Source organism: Methylobacillus sp. MM3 (assembly GCF_001645185.1).
In the GTDB taxonomy this organism is placed as follows: domain Bacteria; phylum Pseudomonadota; class Gammaproteobacteria; order Burkholderiales; family Methylophilaceae; genus MM2.
The window spans coordinates 277,160-289,970 of the sequence record NZ_LXTQ01000011.1 but is presented as its reverse complement, the minus strand read 5'-3'; the positions used below and the strand labels follow the sequence as shown (position 1 = coordinate 289,970).

Sequence of the window (12,811 nt, the reverse complement as noted above, 5' to 3'; positions counted from 1 at the left end):
TAACAAGGCCATTGATGGCATCCACACCCGCTCATAAATCCGGAGTTCCCGCACTCGCCTTTGCCGCTCTGGGCGTGGTTTTCGGGGATATCGGTACCAGCCCGCTGTATACCATGAAAGAAGTCTTCGCCAGCCACCATCCGGTGCCGGTGACGCCGGAGAATGTGCTGGGCGTGCTGTCGCTGATCCTGTGGGCGTTGATCATGGTGGTCACCGTCAAGTACGTGGCGTTTGTAATGCGCGCCGATAACCGCGGTGAGGGCGGCATCATGGCGCTGATCGCGCTGGCAACGCAGCAGGCGGGCGATGACAAGCGCAAGCTGCGCTTCATCATGCTGGCCGGCATTATCGGTGCCTGTATGTTTTTCGCGGACGGCATGATTACGCCGGCGATTTCGGTGCTGTCGGCGGTAGAAGGCCTGGAAGTGGCTGCACCACAACTCCATACCTGGATCATCCCGATCACGCTGACCGTACTGTTTATCCTGTTTTCGGTGCAGCGGCACGGCACGGCCACCGTCGGCAAATTGTTCGGTCCCATCATGCTGTTGTGGTTCGGTACGCTGGCCGTGCTCGGCATACTCAACATCCTGCACGACCCGGCGGTGTTGCGCGCGGTCAATCCGATCTATGCCGTGCATTTCTTCATGGACAATCACTGGCTGGCTTTTGTCGCGCTCGGCGCGGTAGTGCTGGCGGTGACCGGGGGCGAGACGCTGTATGCCGACATGGGGCACTTCGGCCGATTGCCGATCCGCATCGCGTGGTTCGGCCTGGTTTTGCCCTCGCTGCTGCTCAACTACTTCGGCCAGGGAGCGCTGCTGCTGCATGATCCCGCCGCCGTCAAAAGTCCGTTTTACCTGCTGGCCCCGGAATGGATGCTTTATCCACTGATCGCACTCGCCACGCTCGCTACAGTAATTGCATCGCAGGCAGTGATTTCCGGCACGTTCTCGGTATCGCGCCAGGCGCTGCAGCTTGGCTACATGCCGCGCACGCAAATCCAGCACACCTCGGAAAGCGAAGCCGGACAAATTTACCTGCCGCGCGTCAACTGGGGCCTGATGGTCGCAGTGATGGTGCTGGTCATCGGTTTCGGCTCTTCCTCCAACCTGGCCGCTGCCTATGGCATCGCGGTGACCGGCGATATGGTGATCACTACCCTGCTCGCCGCCATGGTGTTCCATGGCGTGTGGAAATGGAACTGGCCACGCACGCTGGCCATCGCGGCGATTTTTCTCACCATCGACCTGGCCTTCTTCGGCGCCAACATCCTGAAAATCCCGGCTGGCGGCTGGTTCCCGCTACTCGTTGGTGTAGTGATTTTCACGCTGATGCTGACCTGGAAAAAAGGGCGCGAACTGCTCTACAAGCGCCTTGCAGATGATGCGATGGAACTGGACGGCTTTATTCACGCCATCGGCGCGCACCCCCCCACCCGTGTACCCGGCACGGCCATTTTCATGACACCCAATCCTGCCGGCGTGCCGCATGCAATGCTGCATAACCTCAAGCACAACAAGGTGCTGCACAAGCAGATCGTACTGGTCACCGTAAAAATCCAGGATGTCCCGCATATCGCGCAGGAAGAGCGTGTCTCGGTCGAAAAACTGCCGCATGAGTTTTACCGCGTCGTTGTCGAATACGGCTTCAAGGACGACCCTGACCTGCCTCGAGAACTGGAATGCTGCGTCGACATGGGCCTGAACCTGGATGTCATGGATACGTCGTTCTTCATTGGCAAGGAAACCCTGATCGCCCGGCGCGACTGCCCCATGGCTTTCTGGCGCCAGAAAATCTTTATCGGGCTGTTCCGCAATGCCGACAGCGTCACCAATTACTTCAAGCTGCCGCCCAACCGCGTGGTTGAACTGGGCGCACAAGTCACTCTCTAACTGAATGTCGGCCGAACGGAAACCCGAAATGAAAAAAACTCTCGCCACTTTCCTCGTTGCGCTGTTGCTTGCCGGCTGCGCCACCACGCAAACGACCCAGTCCGGCGCCGTCGGTGTGGAACGCAAGCAGTTCATGATGCTTTCCGAGAAACAGGTGGAGTCCATGTCCGCCCAGGGTTATCTGCAAACGCTCAAGGAAGCCGAAAGCAAGAAAATCCTGAATACCGATCAACGCCAACTGGAGCGCGTCCGGGTAATCTCCAACCGACTGATTGCGCAGACCGGCGTATTTCGTCAGGACGCGCTGGATTGGAAATGGGCCGTCAACGTGCAGGACAGCAAGGAGATAAACGCCTACTGCATGCCCGGCGGCAAGATCATGGTCTATACCGGACTGATCGATACGCTGAAAACCACGGACGACGAACTCGCTGCGGTCATCGGCCACGAAATCGCCCATGCCCTGCGCGAACACGGCCGGGAGCGCATGTCGCGCGCCTATGCGCAGCAGATCGGCATCCTCGGGCTGGCTGCAGTCGTCGGCGTCACCACCAAGAGCGAGAACAAGACCGCAATGACTGTGCAGGCCGCCTCGGTAGTAAGCGCACTGGCACTGACGCTGCCCAATAGCCGCGAGGCGGAACGCGAAGCTGACCGTATCGGCCTGGAACTGGCGGCGCGCGCCGGCTACAACCCGAATGCCGCCATCAGCCTGTGGCAGAAAATGAATGCCCAGGCCAAGGCCAACCCGCCTGAATTCATGAGCACCCACCCATCCAACGAGTCGCGCATCGGCGATTTGCAGAAACTGGTGCCAACGGTGATGCCGTTCTACGAAAAAGCTAAAAAAGGCTGAATCAGGGGCGCCGAGGGCGCCTTTCATTTTTTAGGGGTACGACATGAATCCGAAAATCGGCGACATCCTCGAACGCATGAAGTCGCTGGAACTGGAACTCGAAAAAGAACTGGAAAACACCCGCCAGAACTTCCGCTACAAGCTGATAGACCACAAAGTACGCTTCGAGCGGGATATTCTCGCGCAGCAAAAGAAATTCCGCGCCGGGCTGCTCAAGTACATCCTGTTCGCCCGCCCTGTGCATCTCCTGACCGCACCCATCATTTATGCGGTAGCGATTCCCTTGGTATTGCTGGATTTAATGGTCACGCTCTACCAGGCGATCTGCTTTCCTCTGTACGGCATTCCCAAGGTGAAACGCAGCGATTACCTGGTGTTCGACCGGCATCACCTGGCTTATCTCAACCTGCTGGAAAAGCTGAACTGCTTTTATTGCTCTTACGCCAACGGATTGATCCCCTATTTTGCCGAGATCGTCGGCCGCACCGAGCAGTACTGGTGCCCGATCAAACATGCAGAACGCCTGCGCGCTCCGCACTCGCGCTACAGCTTGTTCAGTGAATATGGAGATGCCGAAGGCTTTCGGCGGGATATTGCGAAGATTCGAAAGGATTTCGAACCATGACTCCCGCCGAACGAGGCAGCGGGAGCCTAATACGATAAATCAGGCAGTGGCCGTATCAGCCTTGATCAGGCGCAATGCGAAGGGGAAGGTATACAGCTCACCCTTCTGCACCTTGAGCGTACCCATGATCAGCAGGACCAGAGCGGCAAGGCCGATCGCCAGCATCGCAAGCCAGCCGATAATGGGAATGAAAGCCAGCACGAAGTTGGCGATAAAAAGAGTAATGCCGAAATTCAGCAGCTCAACCGCGTTCTTGTAGACGAACTCGTCGTCTTTCTTGACCAGGAACATGATCAGCGCCGGCAATATCCAGAAAAAGATCGAAAGAATAAACATCAGTACCGTCATGTTGCGACTGTCTTGTGAAGCTTCCATGGCATATCCCCTTGTATTATTGATTGGAAAGACAATTTGCTCCGCAACGGCCGCGTTCGTTTCCCCTTGTAAACGGCCAGCGGAGTGCATCCGTAAAATAAGGGATTCGCTTGCCACTGTCTACTGAGCCGCGCAATTCAGCCCCATAAAAAAGCAATGCATCGCAAAGACTGACGCGCGGCGTTTATCCAAGTAAAATCACGCTTTTTCCAAAGCTTAGGAATCGCCATGCAAGAACTGCAAGCCTTTATCGAAGACGCTTTCGAGCGCCGTGCCGACATCAACCCCGCCAATGCCGACAAGAAGACCAAGGATGCCGTGTTTGGCGTACTGGAAGAACTGAATGCCGGACGCCTGCGCGTGGCGGAGAAGATCGACGGCCAGTGGATCACCCACCAATGGATCAAGAAGGCCGTGCTGCTGTCCTTCCGCCTTGAAGACAACGTGCTGATGGATGACGGCGTGACCAAGTATTTCGACAAGGTACCGCCCAAGTTCGCGAATTACACCGAAGCTGACTTCAAGGCGGGCGGTTTCCGCGTGGTGCCGAATGCGATCGTGCGCCGCGGCTCCTTCATCGGCAAGAACGTCGTGCTGATGCCCTCTTATGTGAATATCGGCGCTTACGTCGACGAAGGCACCATGGTCGACACCTGGGCCACTGTCGGTTCCTGCGCGCAGATCGGCAAGAACGTGCACCTTTCCGGCGGCGTCGGCATCGGCGGCGTGCTGGAACCGGTGCAGGCCGGCCCGACCATCATCGGCGACAACTGCTTCATCGGCGCACGTTCCGAAGTGGTCGAAGGCGTCATCGTCGAAGACAACTGCGTGATCTCCATGGGCGTATACATCGGCCAGTCCACCAAGATCTACGACCGCGAAACCGGCGAAGTCTTCTACGGCCGCGTCCCGGCCGGCTCCGTCGTGGTCAGCGGCAACCTGCCTTCCAAGGACGGTTCCTACAGCCTGTACTGCGCCGTCATCGTGAAAAAGGTCGATGCCAAGACATTGGGCAAGGTCGGCATCAACGAACTGTTGCGCGGCATTTAAACCTACTGCGCTTGACAAGACTTTGTCGGCAGCGCTGCGCGGCTCCTCGCCGTACTGAAGTACTGTCTCGTCGCTGCTCGTTCGCCTTCGCGTCTTGTCTGCGCTCGTAACGGTTTAAAGGTAAACATATGAAGCTGTACGGCATTCCCAATTGCAATACGGTCAAGAAAGCGCGCGCCTGGCTCGATGAGCATAGCGTCGAATACGATTTTCATGACTACAAGAAGCTGGGCGTCGATCGAGCCATGCTGGAAAGCTGGCTCGAGCAAATGCCGTGGGAAAAGCTGGTCAACCGCGCCGGGACGACCTGGCGCGGATTGGGTGATGCCGAAAAAGCGGCGGTGCTAGACAACACCAGCGCCACCGCCTTGATGATCGCCAAGCCCAGCGTGATCCGCCGCCCCGTGATTGTGGACGACGCGCGCATCCTGGCTATCGGATTCGATAGCGAGACATACACCTCCCTGTTCTAAAAGCCAGGGCGCGCCTTCGCCTTGGCTTTCTGTCTTTTCTGAATTGGTGCATTGCCGCCAAAACCACACTTCAATTGCATCAAAATGGTGCGCATCCCATCCCAGCGCATTGGTGTTGCCTCATAAAAAATCTTCACTGCCAAAAGCTTAGACGCCTTCGGGATTACCCCTCATTGCCGTCTTTAATCTGGCATGCATTCTGCTAGAACACATATGCCGATCCAATGGCGGGTCGGCACCCGACACCGACGTCCGGATCTGCCCGCATAGGGGGTCTGGATTTTTTTATCTTATTGAGACAGAAACAATTGCGATGGAAACTCTGATCAGCCTGATGCATAGAATGAGCCTGAGCCAAAAGTTTGGCCTCAGCACACTGCTGCTCGCCCTTCCTGGCATCTTGCTGCTCGCGGTGGAATGGTGGCCGCAATACCGCCTCAATCTACACATTCTTTCCGGGGTGAGCGCAGGCATGGCATTGCTCATGATGGCCGCCTTCTATACCGCGATACGCCGCTCGCTGGATACGCTCAACCACGCTGTCAAATGCATGACTGCCGGCGATCTTTCCGCGCGCAGCCAGATGGAAAGCAGCGATGGCTTCGGCTCGCTGTCGCTCAACTTCAATGAAATGGCGCGCGAAACCGGCCGTTTGATCAAGGAAGTGCACGGCGCGACGGATGAGGTCGCCAGCGCAGCGCGCGAACTGACTTCCGCCGCTGCCCGCGTCGTTTCAGGCGCGACCGCGCAATGCAATCTGGCTGTCGATTCGACGAAAGCCGTCGAGGAAATGCGCACCAGCGTGGAGCAGGTCGCCGAAGCGGCCCGGTTGTCGCGCGAGATCGCCGAAAAGTCGGAGCATCTGGCAGAAAGCGGCACCGAGGTGGTCAACGAGGCCGGCAGCGAAATGGAGCGCATCCGCGCCTCCATGGTCAAGCTGGAAGCGCTGGTACTGTCGATGGGCGAAAACTCCGACGAAATCGGCAACATCGTCAACGTGATCCGCGAGATTGCCGACCAGACCAACCTGCTGGCGCTGAACGCCGCTATCGAGGCGGCACGCGCAGGCGAGCAAGGCCGCGGGTTCGCTGTGGTGGCGGATGAAGTGCGCAAGCTGGCGGAGCGCACCACCAGCGCCACCGTCAAGATCAGCGGCATGATCGACGGCATTCTGAATCAGATCGACGGCACGGTGCACGGCATGCAGGAAGGCCGCGCCCAGGCGGAACAAGGCGTGATTCTGGCCCAACGCGCCGGCGAAGCGCTAAGCAGCATACGCGAAGGGGGCCACCTGACCATGGATCGGGTACGCGCCATTGCCGAGGCAACTGAAACGCAAACCGCCGCCAGCCGCCAGGCAGTCGCCAGCATGGAAGAAATCGCCCGGCGCGCCGCGGAAAACAATGCCGCCAGCGACGAAGCCGCCGCCGTGGCCGGCCACCTCGAAACTCTTGCCTCCAACCTGCGCGCCTCCGTGCAACGCTTCAGGATTTAGCCATTATGCTAACGCTCGCCATCGCCATGTTCTGCATCGCCCTGCTGTATGGTGTGCTCTACCTTGCCGACAGCCACAAGAAACATCGCAAGATGCTGCGCCGGATTCGCGGCATCGCCGCGTTGCAAACCGGCGTGACGCTGATGTCGACCATACAGCAGCATCGCGGCATGTCTTCCGGTCTTTTGAACGGCAACGACAGCTTCCGTACCGGCCTCATCACCAAACAGGCAGAAGCACGCTCCATCATGTCGCACATGAAAGCGCTGATCGACGCAAGTCCGGAGCTGGCACGCGATCGCCGCACGCTGGAGAACGTAGCTACCGGCATGGAAGCCATCATCGGCAGCCTGAAGCAGATGACGCCCGAGCAGAGCTTTTCGCGCCATACCGAACTGGTGCGCAATACCATCCACCTGATCGGCGACATGGGCGAGCACTTGGGCCTGATGGACAATGAAGGCACGCCGCTGGCAATGCTTTCCAACCTGCTGCTGCTGCGCTTGCCGCTGTTGATGGAAAGCATCGGCCAGGCGCGCGCGCTGGGTTCCGGCTATGCAGCCAAGGGCCAGGTCGGCGCGGTCGGGCGTATCCGCCTTTCTTTCCTGGAAAGCCATATCCGCGAATGCCGCGAGAACATGCACATTCCCGGCAACAACGGCAGCGCCGCGACCGAAAAGGTGGAAGCGCTGCTCGACCTGCTGGAAAAGGAATTCATCCAGGCCGACGAAGTGAATATTTCGCCCGAGCAGTTCTTCAAGGCGGCGACCGATGCCATCGAATCCTGCCTCAAGTTGTGGCAGGACGTGGCGCAGCACACCGAATCGGCCATCGGCACGCGCAGTATTTCCGTTTCTACCGCCGCCGATCACCACTTCCGCGAATACCAACGCACCTAGGAATACATGACGCAGGCGGGCTTCAGCAAGCATCCGCCTTCTCCCGCCATCGCCCGGATGGTATCCTTGAGCTTTTACCGGTTTCGCATCGCCATGACTCCCACCCTGCAACTCGCCATCGACCTGCTTACTCGCCGTTCGAACACGCCGGAAGACGCCGGCTGCCAGGAACTGATGATTTCCCGCCTGGAAAAACTGGACTTCAGGATCGAGCGCATGCGCTTCGGCGATGTGGATAATTTCTGGGCGCGCCGCGGCACTCATGGCCCGCTGCTGGTGTTTGCCGGCCACACCGACGTAGTGCCCACCGGCCCGCTCGATCAATGGCACAGCGACCCGTTTACCCCCACGATTCGCGACGGCATGCTGTATGCGCGCGGCGCGGCGGACATGAAGACCTCGTGCGCCGCCTTTATCACCGCCATCGAGGACTTCGTCGCGGCGCATCCCGATCATGACGGCTCCATCGGCCTCTTGATCACTTCGGATGAGGAAGGCATTGCCGTGGACGGCACGGTGAAAGTCGTCGAGGCGCTGCAAGCGCGCAACGAGTTGATCGACTATTGCATCGTCGGCGAGCCAACTTCCAACAAACGGGTCGGCGACATGATCAAGAACGGCCGCCGCGGATCGCTTTCCGGCAAGCTTACTGCCAAGGGCATCCAGGGTCACATCGCCTATCCGCATCTGGTCAAGAACCCGATCCACATGGTATCCCCTGCCATCGCCGAACTGGCGAAAACCGTATGGGACGAAGGCAACGAATACTTCCCGCCGACCTCCTGGCAGATTTCCAACATGAATGGCGGCACGGGTGCGACCAATGTGGTGCCGGGCGAGGTAGAAATCCTGTTCAACTTTCGCTTTTCCACCGCCAGCACTGTTGAAGGCCTCAAGAGCAAGGTACACGCCATCCTCGACCAGCACGGCGTCGAATACGACCTGGAATGGGAACTCTCCGGCAAACCTTATCAGACACCCAAGGGAACCTTGGTGGAAGCCATCAGCGGCGCCATCGAACAGGCCTATGGCATCACACCCGAGCTTTCCACCAGCGGCGGCACCTCGGATGGACGCTTCATCGCCGACATCTGCCCGCAGGTAATCGAATTCGGCCCGCTCAATGCCACCATCCACAAACTCAACGAATGCGTGGACGTCGCGGACATCGAATCGCTCAAGGATACCTATCGCATCACCATGGAAAAGTTGCTGCTCAAGCCTTGAGCAGTCATTCTCGCGCATGGAATTCCTGCTGATATTCGCGGTGGCCGGCGGCATCATCTGGGCGCTGGTCTGGGCCGCCAGCGGGCGCGACAAAAATAACGGAGACAAAGATCAATGAGCACCAACCCGCTTGAAGCGGCGCACCAGCTGCACACCATCCGCGATTGGCTGCGCTATGCCGTGTCGCGCTTTGAGGAAGGCGGCATTTTCTTCGGCCACGGTACGCAAAACAGTTTTGATGAAGCGGTGTGGCTGATCATGGCCGCACTGCACCTGCCCCACGACACGCTGGAAAACTTTTACGACGCCGTCATCACCGAGGCCGAACGCCGCAAGCTCGCGCAACTGATCGAACGCCGCGTGACCGAGCGCGTACCCACTGCCTATTTAGTACGCGAGGCATGGCTGGGTGATTTCAAGTTCTATGTGGACGAGCGCGTCATCGTGCCGCGCTCCTTCATTGCCGAACTGTTGCGCGAGCAACTGGCGCCATGGGTGGAAAACCCGGAGGAAGTCACCGCCGCCGCCGACATTTGCACCGGCAGCGGATGCCTCGCGATTCTGGCGGCATACGCCTTCCCCAATGCCGAAGTGGATGCGGTGGATATTTCCGACAATGCGCTGACCGTCGCTCAGCGCAATGTCAGTGATTACGGGCTGGATAACCAGGTCAACCTGATCAAATCCGACATGCTGGCCGCGCTTAAGGGCAGACAATATGACGTCATCCTGAGCAACCCGCCCTACGTCGATGCTCCATCGATGGAAGCATTGCCGCAGGAATACCGTCAGGAACCCGGCTTGGCCCTTGCCAGCGGCGAAGATGGTCTGGAGCATACGCACACCCTGATCAACCATGCAGCGCAGCACCTGCATCCGGGTGGTCTGCTGGTCGTTGAAATCGGCCACAATCGCGACGTGCTCGAAGCTGCCTACCCCCACCTTCCCTTCACCTGGCTGGAAGTCAACGCCGGCGACGAATTTGTTTTCCTTCTGACGCGCGAACAACTGGTTTGAGCCGGCATCAAGCTATCGCTTGACACATATCCTGGCATCGCAGTTTCAAAAATTTGGGTATATTTATGCTAATTGGGTAACTCAGCATAAAAATCCACGGAAAAAAACTGCCATGCCGATCCTGGATCTCTTGACCACCAAGGCCTCGCCCCCGCCAGATCTCAACGATCCGGAATTTCAGCACTCGTTGATCAATGCTATCTACGAGGTATCGCCCAACGGGATTCTGGTCGTCGATGCGCGGGGCACGATCGTATTCCATAACCCGCGCTTTTTCGAAGTGTGGCAGCTGCCTGCAGCCAACAAGGCGAACCACTTCATCGGCATGGCCGTACGCTGGATCGCCACTCCACAGCCTTGCGCGGCCATCAGGGCCAGTATTTGGGGCGCGTCTGGTTTTTTCGCGACATTACCAGCCGCAAACAGGCAGAAAACATCCTGCGCGAGAGCGAAAATCGCTTCCGGCAAATGTTCGAACTGAACGATGCGGTAATGCTGCTGATCGATCCGGAATCGGGCGCGATTGTCGATGCCAATGCCGCCGCCAGCCGCTTCTATGGCTATGCGATCGAACGCATGCGGACGATGATGATCAGCGAAATCAATATGTTGCCGCCGGAGAAAATCGCTGAGGAACGTGCGCGCAGCCTGCGGTTAGAACGCAATTATTTTGTCTTTCCGCACCGGCTGGCCAATGGTGAAATCCGTACGGTGGAAGTGCATTCCTCCCCTATCCGGGTGGGCGACAACACGCTGCTGTTTTCCATCATCCACGACATCACGCGACAGCATCAGGCAGAACAGGAACTGAGGATTGCCGCCATCGCATTCGAGTCACAGGAAGGCGTGTTCGTCACAGATGCCGATCAGATCATCCTGCGCGTCAATCGCGCTTTCACGGACATTACCGGCTATACGGCCGAAGATGTGGTGGGCAAGTCGCCGCATATACTGAGCTCGGGCCGGCATGACGAGGCTTTTTACGCCGGGATATGGGAAAGCATCATGACGCGCGGAACATGGCAGGGCGAAATCTGGAACCGGCGCAAGAGCGGCCAAATTTATCCCGAATGGCTCACGATTACCGCCGTCAAGGATGAAAGTGGAAAGGTGACCCATTACGTGGCCGCACTCATGGATATCAGCCTGCGCAAGGCCTCGGAGGAAGAAATCAGCCAACTGGCCTTCTACGATGTACTGACGCGGCTACCCAACCGACGCATGCTGCTGGACCGGCTCGGCCGAGCAATGGCGGCAAGCAAACGCAGTCGCAAACAGGGCGCCGTCATGTTCCTCGATCTGGATAACTTCAAGCCGCTCAACGACACATACGGCCACATTGCGGGCGATATGCTGCTGATCGAAGCAGCACACCGTATTGCGCGCTGCGTGCGGGAGACGGATACCGTATCCCGTTTTGGCGGGGACGAGTTCGTGGTGCTACTGACCGACCTGGATACCGACCCTGCAGCTTCGCGAGAACAGGCGTTGCTCGTGGCCGAGAAAATTCGCGCTGCCCTCGCCGCGCCCTACCTGTTGACGCTCACCGCCACAGACCCGACAACATCGGCGACGGTTGAACACCATTGCACCGTCAGCATCGGCCTGGGGCTGTTCAGTGGTCGGATCAATATGGAGGATATTCTTGCGAAAGCCGATACGGCCATGTATCAGGCCAAGCATGACGGACGCAACCGGATCCGCATGTATGAAGCCCCGTCGTGAAAGTTCAAAGTACTCCTGAGTCTTTGACCTTACGGCTTCATCTGTCGCAAGGAGCTTGCCGGGTCATGCCGGACGCCGCTCAATCGCCTTTGTCATAGGGTAAAAAACGAGCTATCCCCTGCCGCGATTACGATCGCTGCGCTTCTGTTGCGCCGGCGGAGCCAGGTTCTCGCCGGTGACGCGGCGCTTGGCAGCCGGTACCTTTCTGGCAGGCGGTTTCCTGTCCGTGGTTTTTGCGGCCGGGGCGGCCAAGGTCTTGGCGCGGCTTTCCGGCTTGCGTTCCTTGGGCCGGAAGGTTTTCCCCAGGCTTTCCTTTTCTTTCTGCGTCCGTTGCTGAGCACGCGCCACCGGGAGCCCGGCCCATTCCAGGAGCTCCGCCACTTCCTGGGGCGGCAATTCGAGCATCTGTCCGCGTTTCAGGCGCGATGGCAGGCTGATCGGCCCGAAGCGCACGCGCATCAGGCGGCTGACCATCAGGCCGATGGCCTCGAACATGCGGCGCACCTCGCGATTGCGGCCTTCGCGCAGGCTGACTTCGTACCAGTGGTTTGCACCCTCGCCGCCCTTGTCCTGGATATTGTCAAACCCCGCGAGGCCGTCTTCCAGCTCGATGCCCTCCTTCAATTGCAGCATCTGGCCTTCGGTCAGTTCGCCCATCAGGCGCACTGCGTATTCGCGTTCGACCTCATAACGCGGATGCATGAAGTGATTGGCAAGGTCGCCGGACGTTGTAAATATCAGCAGGCCAGAGGTGTTGATGTCGAGCCGGCCTATCGCTACCCAGCGACCGCGCACACGCGGCAGCTTGTCGAACACCGTCGCGCGCTTCTCCGGGTCGTCCTGGCTGACGATTTCGCCCTCCGGCTTGTGATAGAGCAGCACACGCGGCAATTCGGCCTCGAACGGCAGCCGCAGGATGCGGCGGTCGAGCTTGACCACGTCGTTGGGCGTCACGGCGGCACCGACTTGCGCCACCTCGCCATTGATGGTCACGCGGCCGCTGGCGATCAGCTCTTCCATGTCGCGACGCGAGCCGAGACCAGCCAGGGCCAGCAGCTTGTGCAGACGCTGCGGCGGCAGGTCAGGAGTGCTAGGCCGCGATGGACGCGTAGCGGGGGATTGCTTGAAAGGTCTTGCCATTATTCAACTCCAATATTGAACCACGGAGATCACG

General features: G+C 58.7%; 14 protein-coding genes. 11 read left to right on the top strand and 3 right to left on the bottom strand.

Annotation, left to right across the window (positions count from 1 at the left end):
- The first annotated feature begins 14 nt into the window (after window positions 1–14).
- From kup to A7976_RS05670, 3 genes are read left to right on the top strand one after another with little or no spacing between them, the layout of a single operon-like run.
- Window positions 15–1,895 (top strand): potassium uptake protein, encoded by a 1,881-nt coding sequence (gene kup, locus A7976_RS05680; RefSeq protein ID WP_067108412.1) that lies wholly within the window; start codon window positions 15–17, stop codon window positions 1,893–1,895.
- A gap of 28 nt (window positions 1,896–1,923) precedes the next feature.
- The gene (locus A7976_RS05675; protein ID WP_067108409.1) at window positions 1,924–2,751 is read left to right on the top strand and encodes a M48 family metallopeptidase; all 828 of its coding nucleotides are present in this window, start codon (window positions 1,924–1,926) and stop codon (window positions 2,749–2,751) included.
- A gap of 43 nt (window positions 2,752–2,794) precedes the next feature.
- Window positions 2,795–3,376, top strand: coding sequence for a hypothetical protein (locus tag A7976_RS05670; RefSeq protein ID WP_067108406.1), 582 nt, complete (start codon window positions 2,795–2,797; stop codon window positions 3,374–3,376).
- Between the two features lie 39 nt (window positions 3,377–3,415).
- Here the strand turns inward: A7976_RS05670 and A7976_RS05665 are convergent, their stop codons facing one another.
- Window positions 3,416–3,751, bottom strand: coding sequence for a DUF4870 domain-containing protein (locus tag A7976_RS05665; RefSeq protein WP_067108404.1), 336 nt, complete (start codon window positions 3,749–3,751; stop codon window positions 3,416–3,418).
- A 228-nt stretch (window positions 3,752–3,979) separates the two neighbouring features.
- Here A7976_RS05665 and dapD point away from each other — a divergent pair, with 228 nt between their 5' ends.
- The gene (gene dapD, locus A7976_RS05660) at window positions 3,980–4,801 is read left to right on the top strand and encodes a 2,3,4,5-tetrahydropyridine-2,6-dicarboxylate N-succinyltransferase (RefSeq protein WP_067108401.1); all 822 of its coding nucleotides are present in this window, start codon (window positions 3,980–3,982) and stop codon (window positions 4,799–4,801) included.
- Between the two features lie 128 nt (window positions 4,802–4,929).
- On the top strand, window positions 4,930–5,274 hold the full coding sequence (locus tag A7976_RS05655) for an ArsC family reductase (RefSeq protein WP_067108398.1): 345 nt from the start codon (window positions 4,930–4,932) through the stop codon (window positions 5,272–5,274).
- On the opposite strand, the gene A7976_RS15150 is transcribed toward A7976_RS05655, so the two are convergent.
- Complete coding sequence (locus tag A7976_RS15150) at window positions 5,271–5,417, bottom strand: hypothetical protein (protein WP_165601723.1); 147 nt, start codon at window positions 5,415–5,417, stop codon at window positions 5,271–5,273. The two genes, A7976_RS05655 and A7976_RS15150, sit on opposite strands and share 4 nt — an antisense overlap.
- Before the next feature lie 170 nt (window positions 5,418–5,587).
- Here A7976_RS15150 and A7976_RS05650 point away from each other — a divergent pair, with 170 nt between their 5' ends.
- The 6 genes from A7976_RS05650 (at window position 5,588) to A7976_RS05625 (ending at window position 11,637) form a co-directional block, all read left to right on the top strand.
- Entirely contained in the window at window positions 5,588–6,769 is a 1,182-nt protein-coding gene (locus A7976_RS05650; RefSeq protein WP_067108396.1) for a methyl-accepting chemotaxis protein, read from the top strand.
- A gap of 5 nt (window positions 6,770–6,774) precedes the next feature.
- The gene (locus A7976_RS05645; protein ID WP_067108394.1) at window positions 6,775–7,668 is read left to right on the top strand and encodes a nitrate- and nitrite sensing domain-containing protein; all 894 of its coding nucleotides are present in this window, start codon (window positions 6,775–6,777) and stop codon (window positions 7,666–7,668) included.
- A 93-nt stretch (window positions 7,669–7,761) separates the two neighbouring features.
- Window positions 7,762–8,895, top strand: a complete 1,134-nt coding sequence (gene dapE / locus A7976_RS05640) for a succinyl-diaminopimelate desuccinylase (protein WP_067109126.1) — start codon at window positions 7,762–7,764, stop codon at window positions 8,893–8,895.
- Between the two features lie 114 nt (window positions 8,896–9,009).
- Complete coding sequence (gene prmB, locus A7976_RS05635) at window positions 9,010–9,912, top strand: 50S ribosomal protein L3 N(5)-glutamine methyltransferase (protein ID WP_067108391.1); 903 nt, start codon at window positions 9,010–9,012, stop codon at window positions 9,910–9,912.
- A 112-nt stretch (window positions 9,913–10,024) separates the two neighbouring features.
- The gene (locus A7976_RS14745; RefSeq protein ID WP_082878008.1) at window positions 10,025–10,393 is read left to right on the top strand and encodes a PAS domain-containing protein; all 369 of its coding nucleotides are present in this window, start codon (window positions 10,025–10,027) and stop codon (window positions 10,391–10,393) included.
- Window positions 10,381–11,637, top strand: a complete 1,257-nt coding sequence (locus A7976_RS05625) for a diguanylate cyclase domain-containing protein (protein ID WP_082878007.1) — start codon at window positions 10,381–10,383, stop codon at window positions 11,635–11,637. Before A7976_RS14745 ends, A7976_RS05625 begins: the two co-directional genes overlap by 13 nt.
- 111 nt (window positions 11,638–11,748) lie before the next feature.
- Here A7976_RS05625 and A7976_RS05620 read toward each other — a convergent pair whose 3' ends face one another.
- The gene (locus A7976_RS05620) at window positions 11,749–12,777 is read right to left on the bottom strand and encodes a pseudouridine synthase (protein ID WP_067108385.1); all 1,029 of its coding nucleotides are present in this window, start codon (window positions 12,775–12,777) and stop codon (window positions 11,749–11,751) included.
- Window positions 12,778–12,811: the final 34 nt, after the last annotated feature.